At 65.2% G+C, this 18,574-nt stretch carries 21 protein-coding genes; 8 read left to right on the plus strand and 13 right to left on the minus strand.

All coding sequences use genetic code 11. From position 1 onward, the window contains the following. Window positions 1-30 precede the first annotated feature (30 nt). Together ACNJYD_RS22005 and ACNJYD_RS22010 are read right to left on the minus strand one after the other, a co-directional pair. Complete coding sequence (locus tag ACNJYD_RS22005; protein ID WP_212257518.1) at window positions 31-777, minus strand: ABC transporter ATP-binding protein; 747 nt, start codon at window positions 775-777, stop codon at window positions 31-33. Further along, the gene (locus ACNJYD_RS22010; protein WP_172786417.1) at window positions 770-1,525 is read right to left on the minus strand and encodes an ABC transporter ATP-binding protein; all 756 of its coding nucleotides are present in this window, start codon (window positions 1,523-1,525) and stop codon (window positions 770-772) included. The genes ACNJYD_RS22005 and ACNJYD_RS22010 overlap by 8 nt, the downstream gene beginning before the upstream one ends. A 305-nt stretch (window positions 1,526-1,830) precedes the next feature. Here ACNJYD_RS22010 and ACNJYD_RS22015 point away from each other — a divergent pair, with 305 nt between their 5' ends. Next, on the plus strand, window positions 1,831-2,511 hold the full coding sequence (locus ACNJYD_RS22015; RefSeq protein ID WP_439363279.1) for a hypothetical protein: 681 nt from the start codon (window positions 1,831-1,833) through the stop codon (window positions 2,509-2,511). A 3-nt stretch (window positions 2,512-2,514) separates the two neighbouring features. Here ACNJYD_RS22015 and ACNJYD_RS22020 read toward each other — a convergent pair whose 3' ends face one another. After that, window positions 2,515-2,874: an ArsC family reductase gene (locus ACNJYD_RS22020; RefSeq protein WP_439363280.1), complete on the minus strand. Its 360-nt coding sequence runs from the start codon at window positions 2,872-2,874 to the stop codon at window positions 2,515-2,517. Between the two features lie 106 nt (window positions 2,875-2,980). Here ACNJYD_RS22020 and ACNJYD_RS22025 point away from each other — a divergent pair, with 106 nt between their 5' ends. Beyond that, entirely contained in the window at window positions 2,981-3,352 is a 372-nt protein-coding gene (locus ACNJYD_RS22025) for a tRNA-binding protein (RefSeq protein ID WP_439363281.1), read from the plus strand. A gap of 7 nt (window positions 3,353-3,359) precedes the next feature. Here the strand turns inward: ACNJYD_RS22025 and ACNJYD_RS22030 are convergent, their stop codons facing one another. Further along, window positions 3,360-4,064 carry a glutathione S-transferase family protein gene (locus tag ACNJYD_RS22030; RefSeq protein WP_271508350.1) on the minus strand — a complete coding sequence of 235 codons (705 nt, stop codon included), beginning with the start codon at window positions 4,062-4,064 and terminating at the stop codon, window positions 3,360-3,362. 75 nt (window positions 4,065-4,139) lie between these two features. Then, a complete protein-coding gene (locus ACNJYD_RS22035; RefSeq protein WP_175424029.1) occupies window positions 4,140-4,286 on the minus strand; it encodes a hypothetical protein in 147 nt (48 codons plus the stop codon). Between the two features lie 163 nt (window positions 4,287-4,449). Here ACNJYD_RS22035 and ACNJYD_RS22040 point away from each other — a divergent pair, with 163 nt between their 5' ends. Beyond that, on the plus strand, window positions 4,450-4,653 hold the full coding sequence (locus tag ACNJYD_RS22040) for a hypothetical protein (RefSeq protein WP_172786412.1): 204 nt from the start codon (window positions 4,450-4,452) through the stop codon (window positions 4,651-4,653). 6 nt (window positions 4,654-4,659) lie between these two features. On the opposite strand, the gene ACNJYD_RS22045 is transcribed toward ACNJYD_RS22040, so the two are convergent. Further along, entirely contained in the window at window positions 4,660-5,331 is a 672-nt protein-coding gene (locus ACNJYD_RS22045) for a DUF429 domain-containing protein (protein WP_439363282.1), read from the minus strand. Window positions 5,332-6,498: 1,167 nt separating this feature from the next. Here ACNJYD_RS22045 and ACNJYD_RS22050 point away from each other — a divergent pair. Together ACNJYD_RS22050 and ACNJYD_RS22055 are read left to right on the plus strand one after the other, a co-directional pair. Next, complete coding sequence (locus tag ACNJYD_RS22050) at window positions 6,499-7,824, plus strand: TROVE domain-containing protein (RefSeq protein WP_439363283.1); 1,326 nt, start codon at window positions 6,499-6,501, stop codon at window positions 7,822-7,824. A gap of 108 nt (window positions 7,825-7,932) precedes the next feature. Beyond that, window positions 7,933-9,273 (plus strand): RtcB family protein, encoded by a 1,341-nt coding sequence (locus tag ACNJYD_RS22055; RefSeq protein WP_439363284.1) that lies wholly within the window; start codon window positions 7,933-7,935, stop codon window positions 9,271-9,273. Between the two features lie 71 nt (window positions 9,274-9,344). Here ACNJYD_RS22055 and ACNJYD_RS22060 read toward each other — a convergent pair whose 3' ends face one another. The 7 genes from ACNJYD_RS22060 to ACNJYD_RS22090 all read right to left on the minus strand — a co-directional run bounded on the left by ACNJYD_RS22060 (window position 9,345) and on the right by ACNJYD_RS22090 (window position 14,627). Then, a complete protein-coding gene (locus ACNJYD_RS22060) occupies window positions 9,345-9,866 on the minus strand; it encodes an RNA polymerase sigma factor (RefSeq protein ID WP_172786409.1) in 522 nt (173 codons plus the stop codon). Further along, complete coding sequence (locus ACNJYD_RS22065; RefSeq protein WP_172786408.1) at window positions 9,863-10,072, minus strand: YgaP family membrane protein; 210 nt, start codon at window positions 10,070-10,072, stop codon at window positions 9,863-9,865. The genes ACNJYD_RS22060 and ACNJYD_RS22065 overlap by 4 nt, the downstream gene beginning before the upstream one ends. A 94-nt stretch (window positions 10,073-10,166) precedes the next feature. Continuing rightward, the gene (locus ACNJYD_RS22070) at window positions 10,167-11,351 is read right to left on the minus strand and encodes a serine hydrolase domain-containing protein (protein ID WP_439363285.1); all 1,185 of its coding nucleotides are present in this window, start codon (window positions 11,349-11,351) and stop codon (window positions 10,167-10,169) included. Between the two features lie 69 nt (window positions 11,352-11,420). Next, window positions 11,421-12,113, minus strand: a complete 693-nt coding sequence (locus ACNJYD_RS22075; RefSeq protein ID WP_439363286.1) for a GNAT family N-acetyltransferase — start codon at window positions 12,111-12,113, stop codon at window positions 11,421-11,423. Window positions 12,114-12,117: 4 nt separating this feature from the next. Continuing rightward, window positions 12,118-12,465, minus strand: a complete 348-nt coding sequence (locus tag ACNJYD_RS22080; protein WP_172786405.1) for a Lin0512 family protein — start codon at window positions 12,463-12,465, stop codon at window positions 12,118-12,120. A gap of 205 nt (window positions 12,466-12,670) precedes the next feature. Beyond that, window positions 12,671-14,335, minus strand: a complete 1,665-nt coding sequence (locus ACNJYD_RS22085) for an acetolactate synthase large subunit (protein ID WP_439363287.1) — start codon at window positions 14,333-14,335, stop codon at window positions 12,671-12,673. Window positions 14,336-14,414: 79 nt separating this feature from the next. Continuing rightward, the gene (locus tag ACNJYD_RS22090) at window positions 14,415-14,627 is read right to left on the minus strand and encodes a hypothetical protein (protein WP_172786403.1); all 213 of its coding nucleotides are present in this window, start codon (window positions 14,625-14,627) and stop codon (window positions 14,415-14,417) included. Window positions 14,628-14,685: 58 nt separating this feature from the next. On the opposite strand from ACNJYD_RS22090, the gene ACNJYD_RS22095 reads away from it, so the two are divergent. The 3 genes from ACNJYD_RS22095 to ACNJYD_RS22105 are packed head-to-tail and all read left to right on the plus strand — an operon-like array spanning window position 14,686 to window position 18,570. Continuing rightward, entirely contained in the window at window positions 14,686-16,074 is a 1,389-nt protein-coding gene (locus ACNJYD_RS22095; RefSeq protein ID WP_439363288.1) for an SWIM zinc finger family protein, read from the plus strand. Next, entirely contained in the window at window positions 16,067-17,497 is a 1,431-nt protein-coding gene (locus tag ACNJYD_RS22100) for a DUF5691 domain-containing protein (protein ID WP_439363289.1), read from the plus strand. Before ACNJYD_RS22095 ends, ACNJYD_RS22100 begins: the two co-directional genes overlap by 8 nt. Further along, the gene (locus ACNJYD_RS22105; RefSeq protein WP_172786400.1) at window positions 17,494-18,570 is read left to right on the plus strand and encodes an ATP-binding protein; all 1,077 of its coding nucleotides are present in this window, start codon (window positions 17,494-17,496) and stop codon (window positions 18,568-18,570) included. The genes ACNJYD_RS22100 and ACNJYD_RS22105 overlap by 4 nt, the downstream gene beginning before the upstream one ends. Window positions 18,571-18,574 lie beyond the last annotated feature (4 nt).

Consider the following 18,574-nt stretch of genomic DNA (forward strand, 5'->3'; position numbering starts at 1 on the left):
TAGTTACTCTCGATCGTCCGCCCTGCTCGGCTACACACCGAGATAGGTGTGGAGCTTGTCCATGTTGGCGGCAAGCTCGGAATTGGAAAATCCGTCAATGATCTTGCCGTGCTCGACCACGTAATAGCGGTCGGCGACGGTGGAGGCGAAGCGGAAATTCTGCTCGACCAGAAGGATCGTGAAGCCCTCCTTCTTGAGCCGCGCAATGGTGTGGCCGATCTGCTGGATGATGACGGGCGCGAGGCCCTCGGTCGGCTCGTCCAGCATCAGGAAGCTCGCGCCGGTGCGCAGGATGCGCGCGATCGCGAGCATCTGCTGCTCGCCGCCCGAGAGCTTGGTGCCCTGGCTGTTCAGCCGCTCCTTCAGGTTCGGGAACAACTCGAAGATCTGCTCGAGCGACAATCCGCCTTCACGGATCACCGGCGGCAGCATCAAGTTCTCGCGGACGTCGAGACTGGAGAATATGCCCCGCTCTTCCGGGCAGAAGGCGATGCCCATGCGCGCGATCCTGTCGGAGGTCGCGCGGATGATCTCCTGGTTGTTGAACTTCACCGAACCGGCACGCTTGCCGATGATGCCCATGATCGACTTCAGCGTCGTGGTCTTGCCGGCGCCGTTACGCCCGAGCAGGGTGACGACCTCGCCCGCATTCACGTCGAAGTTGATCCCGTGCAGGATGTGGGACTCGCCGTACCAGGCTTCGAGGTTGCGGACTTGCAGGATGTTCCCGCCGGTCGCAGCCTTGGCCGGAGCCTCGGCGATCGCAGTGTCAGGCATGACCGGCTCCCAAGTAAGCTTCCTTGACGCGCTCGTCCTTGGTGAGCTCGGAGTAATGGCCCTGCGCGAGCACCTGCCCGCGCGTCAGCACGGTGATGATGTCGGAGAGGTTGGCCACGACGCTCAAGTTATGCTCGACCATCAGGATGGTGTATTTCGCGGAGATGCGCTTGATCAGCGCCGCGATCTTGTCGATGTCCTCGTGGCCCATGCCGGCCATCGGCTCGTCGAGCAGCATCATTTCCGGGTCGAGCGCGAGCGTGGTTGCGATCTCGAGCGCCCGCTTGCGCCCATAGGGCATCTCGACCGCGGGCGTATTGGCAAACTCGCTGAGGCCGACGTCGCTCAAAAGCTCGCGCGCGCGATCATTGAAGCGGTTGAGCACCGACTTGGAGCGCCAGAAGTCGAACGAGGAGCCATGCTGGCGCTGCAGCGCGACGCGGACGTTCTCTAGCGCGGTGAGATGGGGAAACACCGCCGAAATCTGGAACGAACGGACCAGCCCCATGCGGGCCACATCCGCCGGCGCCATCGCGGTGATGTCCTGCCCCTTGTACAGGATTTTCCCGGCCGACGGCTTGAGGAACTTGGTCAAGAGATTGAAGCAGGTCGTCTTGCCGGCCCCGTTCGGGCCGATCAACGCATGAATGCTCCCACGGCGAACCTTGAGCGCAACGTCGCGGACGGCGAAGAAGCCCGCGAACTCCTTGGTCAAGCCTTCCGTTTCGAGAATGAACTCATCGGCCAAACAGTTTTCCCCCTGCCCGCGCGGCGCGTGGCTGTCCTTGTTGCTTCGGCTGTCCGGAGGACTTGCAGCCCACCGGGGCGCCGCCTCCGGGCGCGGAATATGCCGGAGGTGACGGGGGTTAGGCAAGGCGGAAAGCTGAGCAGGTCAGGCCTTCGGCTGGGATACAAATGCTCCCTTAGTCGCAGAGGTCGATGTCGTGCCTGCCCGGCCTTCCCGGTTCGCAAGGCACCGGCCATCAAGCCGTCGTTAACGGTCTTTCGTCTCCCGCGCCAGCCTTCATCAATAATTTCCCCGCAAGCCCGATCATGCGCGGGTTTTCACGTGCGGAGAATATTGCTTTGGATTTTGCAAGCGCGGCTCCCTCCGTCGTCAAGTCGATCCGGCAGCGCGATCTCCTGAACACGTGGCTGCGACTTTATGCGCGTCAGCAGATCGTTCCGGCGATCTGGGAGTATCAGCCCGCACGGCTCGAGGAGGAGCTGTCGGATCTGATCTACTATACGGTGGAGCTTTCGACGCCGACGCCGCGTCTCGTCATCCAGAGCGAAGGCACGCGCATCTCGCGCGCCTATGGGCATACCGGCAAGGGCGTTTCGCTCGATGACTATGTCGGACCTCGGCTCGCACCCTACGTGGTGCCGGTCTATCTCGAATGCGTCGCGCGCGGCCTTCCGGTCTACAGCGTTGCCGAGGTCGACGACACCTATGGCCGCATCGTCGCGTATGAGCGGCTGCTGCTGCCGTTCCTGACCGACGGCAGGATCAGCCACGTCATCGCGTCAGTGAAGACGTTCTGCGAGGACGGCGGCTTCGAGATCAAGAATCTGATGCGCGGAAATGACGCGCTGCCGCGCCCGAAGCTGCGGGCCGTGATCGACCGCGAGCTGTTTCATCGCGCCCCCGGCCGCATCGCACCCGCCGAGACGGTCGAGTTCGCGGACCAGCCGGGCCCCGCTATTTCCAACGAGATCATCGAGCTGAACTAGCCGTCAGCGCGCCTTGCCACCGACCTCCTTGGCATAGATATCCGGCTTGAAGCCGACCAGCAGCTTGCTTCCGATTTCGAGCACCGGCCGCTTGATCATCGATGGTTGCGCTAGCATCAATGCCAGCGCCTTCTTCTCGGTGAGGGCTTCCTTGTCAGAATCGGGCAGCTTCTTGAAGGTCGTCCCGGCGCGATTGAGCAGGGTCTCCCAACCGACCTTGTCGGTCCACTGCTCGAGCCTGTCCTTCTCCACACCCGCGGCCTTGTAGTCGTGAAACGCGTACGCCACGCCATGGGTATCGAGCCAGGCGCGGGCCTTCTTCATGGTATCGCAGTTCTTGATGCCGTAGATGATGGTGGGCAAGACAGTCCTCGCGCATGGCGTATCGGTGATGTGCGTGGCGTTGTACGAAACTCCGCGTCGCGCGACAATATTGCGGCACGCGCCAACTCTTTAAACGGACATCACCATGCACGTCACCCACGATCCCGCCGCAGCCGCCGCACCGATCATCGATTTCGACTCTTTTCTCGCGGTCGACGTCCGTGTCGGCACCATCGTCGACGCAAAACCGTTTCCGGAAGCGCGCAAGCCGGCCTGGCGGCTGTGGATCGATTTCGGCCCCGCCATCGGCGTGCGCAAGAGCTCGGCCCAGATCACTGAAAACCACCCGCTCGAAACCCTCCTGGGGCAACAGGTCGCGGCCGTCGTCAATTTCCCGCCGCGCCAGATCGGCCCGGTCGTCTCCGAGGTGCTGACGCTCGGCTTCCCCGATGCCAACGGCAAGGTCGTGCTGGTGCAGCCGAGCAAGCCGGTGCCGAACGGCGGGCGGCTGTTCTAGGGATGGCCTACGGCCGCTGCGGAATGTTCAATCCGCGTTGCACCGCCGGACGCGCAAGCCCGCGCTCGAGCCAGGCACCGACCGCCCTGAACTGGGTGAACTCGACGAGATCGCCGGCGCCATAAAAGCCGATGAGATTGCGCACCCAGCCGAGCATGGAGATGTCGGCGATGGTGTAGTCATCGTCCATGAACCATTGCCGGCCGGCGAGATGCACATCCATCACGCCGAGCAGGCGCTTGGCTTCGGCGACGTAGCGGTCGCGGGGCCGTTTGTCCTCGTAATCCTTGCCGGCGAATTTGTGGAAGAAGCCGACCTGGCCGAACATCGGCCCGACGCCGCCCATCTGGAAGTGCAGCCACTGAAGCGTCTGGTAACGCCGCGCGGCATCCTGCGGCAGCAGCTTTCCGGTCTTTTCGGCGAGGTATTGCAGGATCGCCCCGGATTCGAACAGCGGCAGCGGCCTGCCGCCGGGGCCGTTCGGATCGAGGATCGCCGGGATCTTGCCGTTCGGATTGAGCGAGAGGAATTCGGCCGTCTTCTGATCGTCCTTGCCGAAATCGACGAGGTGGACTTCGTAAGGAAGCCCGATCTCCTCCAGCATGATCGAGACCTTGACGCCGTTCGGCGTCGGCAACGAATAGAGCTGGAGTCGTTCGGGATGCTTGGCTGGCCAACGCTTGGTGATGGGGAAGACGGACAGATCGGACATCGGGACCTTTGCATGGACTGAGGCGTGCTCAATCTAGGCAAGATACCGCAGTGCGCAAGTGACTTCCGGCTGTGCTTAGGGCGGCAGCGTCGCCATCGCTACGATCGGGGGCTTTGCTTCACGCTGCAGCCGAGATTCGATGAACCGTTGACCCGTGATCAACAGCAGGGCCGTAAAGGCGATCGCGAGCATCGCGGTCGCCAATTGGCACACGTCGTACATCGTATTATGTCCCTCGACAGCCTCTGGCGTAGAACGTCGGCTCAGGCGCCACGTTCCAGGCGGCACTAAATATTGCTATTTTTTCCCGATCTCGCTGCGAAGCGATCGTGCTGTTCCGGCGGCTTGCGCAGGGACCAATGGCCCCCTCGCGCGTTGTCGCTCGATGAACATCGAGAAACGCGCCCTGCTCGACCACGCTGAACGCTGTCGCCGCGTCGCGAACGATCTCGAGCACAGCAAAGCCGCGCAACGGTTGCGGACGATGGCCGACGAGTACGAATCGCGAGCAACGAGACTGGACGACGAGGGCGGCTCATATCCAGACCCCGACAGCCGCGGTCAGCTCGAAGGCGAAGTCGAGGGCTGATCGCCGTCAGAAGTTGATCTCCATCCGCAATCCGCGCGGATCGGTCCTGCCGTCGCCAACGGATTGCGCGCTGTCGCGCGCTGCGACGGCGCAGGCACAGGCGTCGATGAGGTCGTCGCGACCGATCCCGGTGCCGTGGCGAAGCGTGAGCCATCTCTCGACCTCAGTGAAGCCGCGGTCTCCCAGCAACGCGATACGCTGCTTTCGCCCCCGCGGCGAGGTCTTCGGTTCGAGCCGCACGCGCCCTGCCAGATTCCAGAAGATCAATTCCGGATGCGCTTCGCCGATCGTCGCCTGCCGCGCCGGCGTCATGGCCTCATCGACTTCCCTGATCTTGTCCCTGATATTCCAGAGCTGCGCCGACACGCCCCTGCCCTCGCCTTCGTGCTTCCAGTAATGGCGATTGGCCGCCGCCAGGTCCGGAAAGGTCCAGAGGTCGCGGCGCGCGCCCAGAAACACGGCAGGGCCGATCAGCTCCCGTGCGCGCAAATCGCAGGCACGATAGCCGCTCACGTTCAGTCCGATCGGCATGTCGATCATCGCGCGGGCGTGCGGCAATGCGAGCAGACGCGTCAGGCTAGGCGAATAATCGAAGCCGTGATCGCCGCGCGCGTCGATCCACGCTGCGACCCAGCCGAAACGAAATCCGTCGAGCCCCAAATAGTTTTGGCAAGTCATGCGTCCGTCAATTTCAGTTTCCGCACGCGTCTCGCTTGACATCCGCAAGTTGCGGGCGTATGTCCCGCGCCCTCGCAAGCACTTCCGTTTGCGACAGACACCATGAACCGAGCGATGTCGTACCGCTACGAAAGAATTGTCCGCACGCCGAATAGCCACAAGCTATTCGATTGCGCATGCCCGGCTGATGGGAGCGATCTTGCCTGACCGCAAGATCGACAGTCCGCTTCTCACGGACCCTCCCGAGCCTGCCGCTCCGGAGGGTTTTTTGTTGCCCGCCGCGCGGCCCAACCGAACAACCGGCGATGGCCGGAACGGGAGACCCGGATCCCGGGCTCGCGCTGAGAAGGCGCGTGTCCAAGTGCGCGGGGCCTGCCGGAGGGAACGAGGCGATGAGCCGGACACCGATGGCAGAGCGAACCCTTCAGGGTTCGCAAAGTGCGGCGCGTCGACAGCGCCGCGATCGAATTTTTGTAAATCGGTTGGCCGCGAGTGGTCGCGGCTCAACCGACGCTGGTGGTGAGGATATCGAATACTTCACACGATGGAAGAGCGGGCTCGAACTTCGCCTCTGACTTACGCGCTCTGCGCGATTGTCACAGGTGGAGGACACTTGGTTGCCATCCCAACAAGGCGATATCGCCCGTTCCCCAGCGTACCTATCAACGGCCGACGCGAAGGCGTCGGCCTGGCGGTGGTGAAGATGTCTGTTACTTCGTGGTGAAGGCGCGAAAGCGCCGAGCAGGTTCGAACCCTGCGCGCCGAAAGGCGGATCGCCCGCAAGGGCAGCAACAGCATCGATCGTTCCCCGCTAACCCCATCACGGTCCGTGGTGAAGATTTCTGTTACTTCGCCTGCAACGCGAGAGGTCGCGGGTTCGAATCCCGCCCGGTGTTCCATGCACCGGTAGCTCAGAGGATAGAGCGCTTTCCGGCGAGCTTCGGCTCGCTGGGTACAGCAATCGCCTGTTCCCGGATCGTGTCCGTTCTGCCACCGCCGGTGGTGAAGAGTGCTGTTACTTCGTGATCACACTGTCGAAGGTTCGACTCCTTCCGGACGAAAGTCCGTAGCTCAGCGGTAGAGCATGTGGAGCCCCTCGTGGGCAGGACAGCCTCGACTGTTCCCCGGCACCGTTTCATGTCCCCGTCAACCCAAGAGGAGGCCGTCATGGTCAGGCTCAACAAGATCGTTCGCGCCTTCACGCGGGAGGGCGCGCGTGCAAGGCGCTTCACGCCCGAGATGGAGCTGAAGCGGGCACTGATGAACTGCCTCCTGTGGGAGGACCAGTTCTATGAGGACGGCGTTGCGATCGCCGACCGCATCAAGGCCCTCGTGCCCAAGGTGGCGCCGGAGCGCGTCGCGCAGCTCGCGATCGAGGCCCGCGAGGTGATGAAGCTGCGGCACGCACCGCTCCTCGTCATCCGCGAGATGGCGCGGAACGAGAAGCACCGCGGCCTCGTCGCGGACACGCTCGCTCAGGTGATCCAGCGTCCCGACGAGATGACGGAGCTGCTCGCGATCTACTGGGCGGATGCGCTGGGGCCAATGCAGCAGCGCAAGCGGCAGCCGGTGTCGGCGCAGGTGAAGAAGGGTCTTGCCCGGGCGCTGACCAAGTTCGACGCCTACCAGCTCGCCAAGTGGGACCGCGACGGTGCGGTGCGGATCAGGGACGTCTTGTTCCTCGTGCACGCCAAGCCCAGGGATGCCGAACAGGCGAAGGTGTGGAAGCAGCTCGTCGACGGCGAGCTCGCCTCCCCCGACACCTGGGAAGTTTCGCTCTCGGCCGGCAAGGACAAGCGCGAGACCTTCGAGCGGCTGATCGCCGAGCGAAAGCTCGGCGGCCTCGCGCTGCTGCGCAATCTGCGGCTGATGCAGACTGCGCAGGTCCCGCGCGAGACCATCGCAGGCGCGATCGAGGCGATGCGGACGGATCGTATCCTTCCCTACCGCTTCATCACGGCGGCACGCTATGCGCCGGACTTCGAGCCCGAGCTCGAGGCAGCGATGCTCAAGTCGGTCAAGGACCATGTGCGGCTTCCGGGCCGTACCCGGCTCCTGATCGACGTGTCGGGCTCGATGTTCGCGACGCTCTCCGCTCAGTCGGAAATGACGCGCGCGGAGGCGGCGTGTGGCCTTGCCATCCTCGCGCGCGAGATCTGCGACGAGGTCGAGATCTTCACCTTCTCCGACAGGGTGGTGAAGGTCCCTCCCCGCCGCGGCTTCGCGCTTCGAGATGCGATCATCGACTCGCAGCCGCATAGCGGAACCTGGCTCGGCAAGGCGGTGGCGGAGATCGACCGCAAGGGCGATCGCCTGATCGTCTTCACCGACGAGCAGAGCCATGACCAGGTGCCCGAGCCCAAAGCGCGCGGCACGATGGTGAACGTGGCCTCGTATCAGCACGGTGTCGGCCACGGCGCCTGGACCCGCGTCAACGGCTTCTCTGAGGCCGTGGTCGCGTGGATCGCGGCGTCGGAGACGGCGTTGAACTGAGCGCAACGACAATGGCCCCGGACGCGAGCCGCGCCCGGGGCCAGCAAATCTCTGAAATGATCCGCCCGCCCCGTTATGGCGCGCGCGGAATGACAAGGACCTAGGACCATGCGACGACCCGATCCCTACATGGAACGCGCCCGCGAGCTCTGCCTCGCCGCCGGTGTCGATCCCGACTCGCGCGTCGGCGAAGGACGCGGCCAGCCGGCCTGGTGCCTGTACAAGGACGCCGCGCGCAAGGAGCATCTTGCCCGCGAGGCCAATGCGACCGCGAGCTCGATCGCCGAGTTCCGGACGCAGGACGCCCGCTTCCAGAACGCGCCCCTGAAGGTGTTCGGCCCGCACGAGGATGCGACGATCGCGCAGATGCGCAACTGCATGGCGATCGGCAACGTCGTCTCCGGCGTGATCTGCGCCGACGGCCATCTCGGTTACGCCCAGCCGGTCGGCGGGGTCATCGCCTATGAGAAGCAGATCAGCATCTCCGGCGTCGGCTTCGACATCGGCTGCGGCAACATGGCGGCTCGGCTCGACACCCGCTTCGACGACATTGCGGAGATCGCTCCCACGATCATCCGCGACGTCGCCAAGGTGATCTCGTTCGGCATCGGACGTGCCAACGCGGAACGGGCCGAGCACGACCTGTTCGACGACGGCGACGCCTGGCGCGAAAGCGACATGGAGGACTACCGTCAGAAAGCGGTGAAGCAGCTCGGCACGGTCGGATCGGGCAACCACTATGTCGACCTCATGCGCGACGAGGAAGGCTTCGTCTGGATCGGCGTCCATTTCGGCAGCCGCGGTCTCGGGCACACCTCCGCGACGCGCTACCTCAAGGCCGCCGGCGGCAAGGACGGCATGAACGTCCCGCCCGCCGTGGTCGACGAGGACAGCGAGGTCGGCCGCCGCTACATCGCGGCGATGCAGCTCGCCGGGCGTTACGCCTATGCGGGCCGTGAGTGGGTCGTCGAGCGTGTCCGCCAGATCATCGGCGGCAGCGTCACCGAGAGCGTGCACAACCACCACAATTATGCCTGGCGTGAGACCCACGACGGCAAGGATTTGTGGGTGGTGCGCAAGGGCGCGACCCCGGCGTTTCCCGGCCAGAAGGGATTCGTCGGCGGCTCGATGGGCGACGACGCCGTCATCCTCGAGGGCGTCGACAGCCCGGAAGCCAAGGCTTCGCTCTACTCGACCGTGTACGGCGCCGGCCGCCTGTTCGGACGACGTGAGGCGAAGCGGCGCTTCTCGCGCGAGGAGATGGACCGTTGGCTGAACGAGCGCGGCGTCACCTTGATCGGTGCCGACCTCGACGAGAGCCCGATGGCCTATCGCCGCCTGCCGGACGTGCTGGCCCAGCACGCCGGCACCGTGCGGGTGCTGCACACGCTGCGGCCGTTCGCCGTCGCCATGGCCGGCGAAGGCGAGTTCGATCCGTGGAAGGATTGAAGCGAAACCGTGGGCGGGAGGCGATGTCTCCCGCCCACGTCACTTCATAATTTTCTGAATTCGATCGTCTCTCATCTCGTCAGATATTCGCGCATCAACGCGCGGGCGCGATGCAGCCGCGCCTTCACGGTCTGCCTGGTCGCGCCCAGCGCGGCGGCAATCTCATCGATCGTCATCTCCTTGACGTCGCGCATCAGCGCGACATCCCGATAGTGCGGCGGCAGCGCCTCGAACGCCGCGGCGACGTCGAGCCGCAGGTCGGCCTCAGGGCGCAACAGCAGTGCGGCCTCCGCCTCGCCCTCATCGACAGCCGGCATAAGGCCGGCCCGACGCGCAAGCCGCAGGCATTCGCGCCGGACAACGCTGAACAACCAGGCCGACAATGCCAGCAGCGAACGAATCGTGCCGACGTGACGGAACAGAATCCACAACGCCTCCTGCGTCGCATCCTCGGCGTCCGCCGAGCTGCGGCAGGTCGCGCGCGCGTAGCGGCGGATGTCCGGCTGTGCCGTCTCGAGCAGGCGCGCGATCGCCCTGATATCGCCGAGCCGTGCGGCCTCGAACAGACTTGGCGAGATCGCCGCCGCGCTCACGACATCCCTCCCTTGCCGATGCCCGCCATCGCGCACATCGGGCAATAACCGACGAGACCGGTCAGCGCGAAGCCGGCGCCACCGAGCGCGACCAGCCATGCCGCCGCACCGGCAAGATAAACGAACGCCGCAACCGCGACCGCGATACCCAGGACGACCCGCACCGCCTGATGCAGTCCGCCGATGTTCTTTCGATAGAATCCCATCACATCCTCCGACATGGGCCGAGACCGATTGCCTCGACCATCAAGAGGACGCGACGGCCAAAAAGGATTCGCGCTGACGGAAGATTCTTTGCGATCAGCTTCCGACAGCCTGATAGGCCAGGCGCTTGAATTCGAAGAAGAACGGATTCCAGAAGCCCATGTAGCGCTGGGCCATCAGCACGCCGGCCGTATTGGCCTCCGGGCAGATCCACCAATGGGTGCCGGCCAAGCCGCCCCATTGAAATTCGCCGGTCGAGCTCGGCGGATCGAACGGCGTCGGCGCGAAGGTGACGGCGCCGCCGAGGCCGAAGCCCTTGCCGGGGATCGGGCCGAGATTGGCGAAGCGGATGGTTTGCCCTGCCGGGAGCTGGTTGGTCATCATCTGCCGCAGCGTCTCCGGCTTGAGCAGCGCGTCAGACCCGGGCAACAATGCTCGGACCAGCGCGAGCATGTCCGGCAGGGTCGAGACCAGACCACCGCCGCCCGAGAGCCGCGGGAACGGCCGTCGATAGGCTTGTGGAAACGGCAGATTGTCCGCGCGCGTCAGGCCGGGCTTCATGGGATCGAGCACATCGGCGCCGTTGTAGAGCGCGACCAGCCTGCCCTGCTGGGCCTCGGGGACATAAAAGCCGGTGTCGGCCATGCCGAGGGAATCGAAGATGCGCGCCTTCAGGAAGGCATCGAGCGGCTGGCCGGAGACGACCTCGACGATCCGGCCGAGCACGTCGGTCGCCACCGAATATTCCCAGGCCGTACCTGGGTGATAGGACAGCGGCAGGTCGGCGAGCTTGTCGATCATGTCGCTGAGCGGCGTCAGCGGATTGAGCACGCGCGCTTCGTTGTAGCCTTTGAACAGCACCGTGCCGGGATCGAAGATGCCGTAGCTGAGGCCGGAGGTGTGGGTCAGGAGCTGGCGGATCGTGATCGGGCTCTTTGCCGGCTCGACATCGGCGAGGCTTGAAGCGCCCTGCTTCAGCACCTTGCGATTGCCGAGCTGCGGCAGGAATTTTTCGACCGGGTCATCGAGCCCGATGCGGCCTTGCTCGACCAGCAGCATGATCGCGCAGGTGACGAAGATCTTGGTGTTGGAGAACGCGCGGAAGATGTGGTCGGGCCGCAGCGCAGTGTTGGCCTCGCGGTCGGCAAAGCCGACGCATTGCTGATCGACCACCTCGCGGCCGCGCAGCACGGCCCAGGACACGCCCGGAATGATCTCCTGATCGACGTAGCGTTGCATCGCCGTCCGTACGGCGGAAAAATCAGGCGTTCTGGCGTCCATGTGCTCCCCCCAATTGTGGTTGGAATCGATATAGCGCGATTTGCCGGGATATGAAGCCCACCGCGCAGCTCAGACCCGCTTCATCAGCACGGTGACGTGCAGGCGCCGCCGAATCCGCATGCCCTGCCGCTGGTACAGCGCAATGGCCGACGTATTGTTCGAGAACACGTGCAGGAACGGAATTTCCCCGCGCGCCTCGATCTGGCGCGCGATGGCGGCGAGCAACGCCTGCGCGTAACCGCGACCGCGATGATCGGGATGCACGCAGACCGCCGTCATCTCGGTGAAATTGCCGGGCTTCATCCGCTCGCCGGCCATGGCGACCAGCTCGCCGTGCGCGCGGATGCCGAGGAAGGTGCCGAGCTCGTGTGTCCGCGCCGCGAACGGCCCGGGCTTGGTCAGCTCGATCAGCGCCATCATGGCGGGAACGTCGGCCGCGCCCAGGCGGACGATCTCGGCATCACGCAGCGACGTGTCGGCGGGCGAGCCGATCATCTGCTCGCCGGTCTCGGCGAGCAGCACCTTGAAGCCGGCGGGAATTTCGACCGGCTCGGGCGTGAACAGCACCGCGACTTGCGAGCCCGACACGAGTTCGCCGAGCGCCGCAAAGCTTGCGGCGGACATATCTGGCATATCGGCAAACGGCGTCATGTCCACGGGATAGCGCAGAGCCTGCGGGCCGCCCTCCGCCAGATGCTTGTGGCTCGTCGTCAACGCGCTCCAGATCGGGCGATCCAGCAGCGCCTCATTGCTCGCCGACATCGGCCTAGTCCCTGTCGAAGCTAACGATGACGGCGGCATTGGCAATGAGGATGGGATCGTTGGCCACTTCCGTGGCCGAGGGAATCTCCAGCCCGCCCTTGACCGCGGTCACGGTCACCGTGCCGTAAGGCAACTCCTTGGCGACAGCCTCCTTGTCGACGGCTTCTGGATTCGGAACCCCGATCGTGACGTCCACGAACATGTCGTTCGCGGTCTTGCCGATCATCCGGAAGAAGCCGAGGCTGGAATGCCTGATGGCATCCGACACCGCCCTCTTCGCCGCCTTGGTGGCGTCCCGGCCGTGGACGTCGACGCCCATGCCCATCTCGGTGACACAACGAATGCGGGTCATTTCATAGTCCTGTGGTTGGTGAATGATTGAGTGTCGGGGATCGGTATCCGCAGTACAAGTGCGGATCTCAGTTGGCTGGAGATACCGCCGATAGCGCCCGTCATTGCGAGCGCAGCGAAGCAATCCAGAATCTTTCCGCGGAGACAGTCTGGATTGCTTCGCTGCGCTCGCAATGACGATGTGGAAACAGTTTTGTCCTCATCAATCACCCCTTCGCCTTCTCATGCGCCCGCAGCTCGTCGACGAGCACCCGCACGTTCTCCGAATAGTCGACCGGGATCGAGACCAGATGCACGCCGCCTTCCCTGAAGGCGGCGTCGAGCGTCGGGCCGAAGCTGTCGATCGTCTCGATGCGATGACCCTTGGCGCCATAGGCTTTCGCGTAGAGGACGAAGTCGGGATTGCCAAAAGTCATGCCGTAATCGGCGAAATGATCCACCGCCTGCTTCCAGCGGATCATGCCGTAGGCGTTGTCCTCCAGCACCAATACGACGAGGTTGAGCTTGAGGCGGACCGCCGTCTCCATCTCCTGGCTGTTCATCATGAAGCCGCCGTCGCCGGCAACCGCAAGCACGCGGCGGTCGGGATAGAGCATCGCAGCCATCATCGCCGACGGCAGGCCGGCGCCCATGGTCGCCAGTGCATTGTCGAGCAGCAGCGTGTTGGCGACGCGGGTGCGGTAATTGCGCGCGAACCAGATCTTGTACATGCCGTTGTCGAGCGCGACGATGCCGTTCTCGGGAATCACCTGGCGGATGTCGTGCACGATGCGCTGCGGCGTCGGCGGCCAGCGCGCCTCGGTGGCGCGGTCGGCGATGTGCTTCAGGATCTCTTCGCGCAGCGGGAGCAGCGCCGCGGCCTGCGGCAGCTTGCCTTCGAGCCGGTCCGCCAGCAGTTCCAGGCTCGGGCCGACGTCGCCGACGACCTCGGCATCGGGGAAATAGACCTGCTCGACGCTCGCCGGCGTGTAGCTGACGTGAATCACCTTTGGCCCTGAAGGCCCCATGATGAAAGGCGGCTTCTCGACCGGGTCGTGACCGATCGCGACAATCAAGTCGGCGGCATCGATCGCGTCGTGAACGTAATCGCGTTCCGACAGCGCCGCAGTGCCCATGTAGAGATTGGTGCCGCCGGGCACGGTCCCCTTCCCCATCTGCGTGGTGAAGAACGGAATGCCGGTCCGCCGCACGAAGCTTGCGATGCCGTGGGTCGAACGCGGCCGGCTGGTCGCAGCGCCCATCATCACCAGCGGGCGCCTTGCGGCCATGATCATCTCGGCGGCGCGGTCGAGCGCGGCGCGATGGGCGACCGGGATTTCGATCGGGTGAACGGGGATCACCGGGACATCAGGCACCTCGTCGCCGGCGATGTCCTCGGGCAGCTCGAGATGCACCGGACCCGGACGCTCCTCCATCGCCGCGCGGAACGCATCGCGCACCACGGTCGGGATGCTCGAGGCGCTGACGATCTGCCGCGACAGTTTCGTGAGCGGCTTCATGGTCGCGACCACGTCCACGATCTGGAAGCGCGCCTGCCGGCTGCTCATGATCGGCTTCTGGCCGGTGATCAGGATCATCGGCATGGCACCGAGATGCGCATAGGCCGCGCCCGTGGACAGGTTGAGTGCACCGGGGCCGAGCGTCGACAGACAAACGCCGGGCTTGCCGGTCAGCCGCCCATGGGTGGCGGCCATGAAGGCAGCGGCCTGCTCGTGGCGGGTCAGGACCAGCTCGATCCTGGAGGCGCGCAGCGATTCGACCAGATCGAGATTCTCTTCGCCGGGAATGCCGAAGATGCGGTCGACACCTTCATTCTCCAGTGCCGCGACGAACAGGTCCGATCCCTTCGCTTTGCGTTGCTGACCGCTCATGTCGCCTCCGCTCATTGTGCTTGGCTCTCGAGTTCCAGTAGAGCCGGCGCATGGTAGCGGTCCGCGGCTCCGGCACAACTCACAAAGAGCGGCAGCACATCAACTTCGCTGTTGCCATGCGAGCAACAGCACCCTGCCGGACGCCGAGCTCACGACCTAACTCATGCAGGCGCATGCGCTGATCGCGGCAAAGCTCTCGCGGAAGGTCCGCCATGAGCTTGAGCTCGACTTGGCGGAAGCCGAGCGACACCACCATCCCCGCGTGCAGCACCTGGATCGCTCGCGGCGACATTGAGCTTTCATCCTGTACCGATATACTGCCGCTCCTGGATTCGATTTGGGACAGCGGCGTGGCGATTGATCTGAAAGCGGTCGAGCAACTCGCTACCGATCAATCCTCGCTCAAGGCGGCGGCTGGCCTCGCCAAGCCCGCCAAATGGTCCGGCGTCGGCGCAAGCCAGGATGGCGCGCTGATCTGGGGCGAATGCGCGGGCTCCGGCGCCAATCCGTACCGCGTGATGGCCGACTTGCGCGATCTCGGCAACAAGTGCACCTGCCCTTCGCGCAAATTCCCCTGCAAGCACGTGCTCGGCCTGTTGTGGCTGAATGCAGAAGCGATCGTGCCGTTCGTGCCCGCGGAAACACCGGCCTGGGTCAGCGATTGGCTGGGCCGCCGGCGCGGCACGTCCGCGGCAAAGCCCGGGAGCAATGCGCCGCCCGCCGGCGACAAGGATGTGCGCGCCGCGCGCGCGGCCGAGCCCGAAGTGGCCGAGGATCCAAAGGATATAGCGCGGCGCGAGGCCCAGGCCGCCAGACGCAGCGAGGAGACCGAGCGGGCCATTCTCGACGCGCTGGATGCGCTCGAGCAATGGATCGGCGATCAATTGCGCCTGGGATTGTCGGGCTTCATCGACGATGCCACCGCGCGATGCCGACGGATCGCGGCACGGCTGGTCGACGGCAAGGCCGCGGTGCTCGCCGGCCGGATCGACGAACTGCCGTCCCGCCTGCTCGCACTTGCCGCAGGCGACCGGCCACGTGCCGCCGTGGTCGAGCTCGGCAAGCTGGTCCTGCTCGCGCGCGCCTTCCGTGCCGCCCCGCGCGATGCCGAGATCAGGCGCGCCGTCGCCGCATCGGAAACGCGCGAGACCGTGCTGAGCGATCCGCAAGCGCTGCGGGTCGATGCGCGCTGGGAGGTCCTGGCCGAGCAAGTGCAGACGCGCCGCGACGGATTGGTGTCGCAAACGACCTGGCTGCTCAATCTGGCTCCGAACGGTCCGCGCTTTGCGATGCTGCTCGACTTCTTCCCGGCGAGTGCCGGACGACGCGGCTCGGTCTTCACGCCCGGCGACCGATTCCAGGCTGAGCTCGTCCTCTATCCGTCGCAGCAGCCGCTGCGCGCCCTGCTCGTGCGGCGCGATGCGAGCGAAGAGACACCTGCCTTGGAATGGCCGGCTGCAGACACCGCGCTCGGCGACGCCTTGACACGCCCCCTGCTCGCAGAGCCGTGGGTGATCGAAATGCCGCTGCTGCTGCCGCAGGGGCGGATCGCGCGCGACGAGACAGGGGGTGCCTGGTGGCGCGCCGCCGACGGCACCGCCACGCTGCCCGTCGCCGGCAACACGGAGGGCCTGCTGGTCGGAACAGCGCTGATGCGCACAGCCGCGATCTGGTCGGGCAACCGGCTCACGATCCTGGCCGCACAGACCTCCTGGGGACGGATCGGCAGCGATGAGTGATGTCATCAAGGCCGAGACGATCTACGACGCGATGGGTGCGGTGCTCACGCGCTGGACCATGGGATCACCAGCCGCGCCAGCAGCCTCGTTCTGGCGTGCCGAGCTCGGCGACGATGCGGTCGAGGCCGAGTTGCGGCTGCTTGCACTTTCGGGTCAGTTTCTCGGCACCGCGTTGACGATGGAGCCCTCCTCATCGCTTCGCATTCTGCCCGACATTCCCGCGCTTGCATTGCCGACTGTGCCCGAGACCTTGCGTCCGCTGGTGCGCCGGATCCTGACCACGAAGAAGCAGGGCAAGGTCAAGACCGACCTCGTCCACTTCCTCGCGGCGCGCGGCTGGACGATGCATCCTGCCGACTGGATGCCCCAAGCCGATGATGACGATGTGCCCGATCTCTACGCCGGGTGGCGCGACTGGGCGGCGATTGCAGCGTCCGATAGCGCCACACGGCGGCAGACGGACGACCGACTCAGCGCCGAGAATTGGGACGATTTCTGGCCGGCAGCGCGCAAGGTCGCCTTGGCCGAGCTCAGGAGGCGCGATCCCTCTGCGGCGCGCGCAGTGCTGGAAGCTAAGCTTGCCGGTGAGACGGCCGACACGCGGTGGCGCCTGTTGTCTTTGCTGTCGGAACGGCTGTCCGATGAGGATCTCGCCTTTCTCGAAGGCGTCGCGGCGAACGATCGTGCCCCCAAGGTCAAGGCGCTTGCGACCTCGCTGCTCGCACGCCTTGGCCGCGGCCCTGCTGCGGGCGAGGACACGGCGGAGCTCGCCGGATTTTTCGCAGTAAAGACCAAGGGCCTGTTGCGCCGCTCGCGCGTGGTCCAGGCCGAGCCTCTCAAGACGGCGGCACAATCGCTGCGCCGAAAGGCGCTGTTCGATGGCGCCGACCTGACATCGTTCGCCGGCGCGCTGGGCCTTGCACCGCAGGAGCTGATCGCGGCCTGGGACTGGAACACAGACCAGACCGCCGATGCGGCGCTGGTCGATCTGATCGTGGCCACGGGAGCCGATGCGCAAGTCTCGCAAGCGGCCGACGCGGTCAGCGAACACGATGCGACTGGCCTCATCATATCGCTGGCTGCCCGGCTTGCGCCCGCCGAGCGCGCAAGGCACGCCGAGGCGGCCTTGAACGCGCGCGGCATCCGTTTCGAGCTGGCGCAACTGATCGCGGGAACGGCTGCGCGGCTCCGAGATCCACTGTCCGCACCTGCGGGCAAGACGCTGCTTGCGGCGCTCCAGCGGGACGATGCGAGGCCCTCCGACGACGCTGAGGAATTTCATGCGCTCGGCCTGATTGCCTCACGCGAGGGCGCGCGAGGCGCGCTGAATGGTCTAGCCGGTGCAGGCCTGCTGCAAGGCGACCCGCGCCTCGACATGCTGCGGCTCAACGCCGCGTTGGACGACAAGGGAGCAAAACCATGAGCGAGAAACTGCGCCTGCCCGCCGAGGAGAGCTATGCGGCGGAGCTGAAGGCGCTTGCGACGGGCGATCAGCATCGCCCACCGGGCTGGGCACTCGCACCGCGGCAGGTCGTTACCTATCTGATGGGCGGCAAGGCGGTTGACGGCACGGTGATCACGCCCAAGTATGTCGGAGATCGGCGTCTGATCGAGACCGCCGTTGCGACGCTCGCGACCGATCGCGCGCTGTTGCTGCTGGGCGTACCGGGCACGGCGAAGTCATGGGTCTCCGAGCACCTCGCCGCGGGCATCACCGGCGACTCCACCCTGGTGATCCAGTGCACGGCTGGCACTGACGAGAACCAGATCCGCTACGGCTGGAATTATGCTCAATTGCTCGCACACGGTCCGCGCCGCGAAGCCCTGGTGCCTACTCCGCTGATGCGCGCGATGGAGAGCGGCAAGCTTTGCCGTTTCGAAGAGCTGACGCGAATGGGCAGCGACGTGCAGGACACGCTGATCACGGTGCTGTCGGAAAAGATGATGCCAATCCCCGAGCTCAACACCGCCGTGTACGCCCAGCGCGGCTTCAACATCATCGCGACCGCGAACAACCGCGACAAGGGCGTCAATGAACTGTCCTCGGCGCTCAAGCGCCGCTTCAACGTCGTCGTGCTGCCCTTGCCAGACAGCGCCGAGGAGGAAGTGGCGATCATCGTCAAGCGCGTCGGCGAGATGGCGCAGACTCTCGACCTGCCGGCGCCGAAGAACGTCGCCGACGAGGTGGCGCGGGTGGTGTCGATCTTCCGCGAGCTGCGCTCGGGCTCGACCGAGGACGGCAAGGTCGCGCTGAAGTCGCCCTCGGGGGGTTTGTCAACGGCCGAGGCAATCGCGGTGATGATCGGCGGGATCAGCCAGGCGACCTTCTTCAATGACGGCAAGCTGACGCCCGAAACGCTCGCCAGCAACATGATCGGCGCGGTGGTCAAGGACCCGGTGCAGGACACGGCCGTACTCGGCGAATATCTCGAGACCGTGCTGAAGAAGCGACGCGGCTTCGAAGGCTATTACGCGTCGCTGACCGACTTGATCTGACGGA

This window comes from Bradyrhizobium sp. SPXBL-02, from assembly GCF_051853065.1.
Classification (GTDB): domain Bacteria; phylum Pseudomonadota; class Alphaproteobacteria; order Rhizobiales; family Xanthobacteraceae; genus Bradyrhizobium.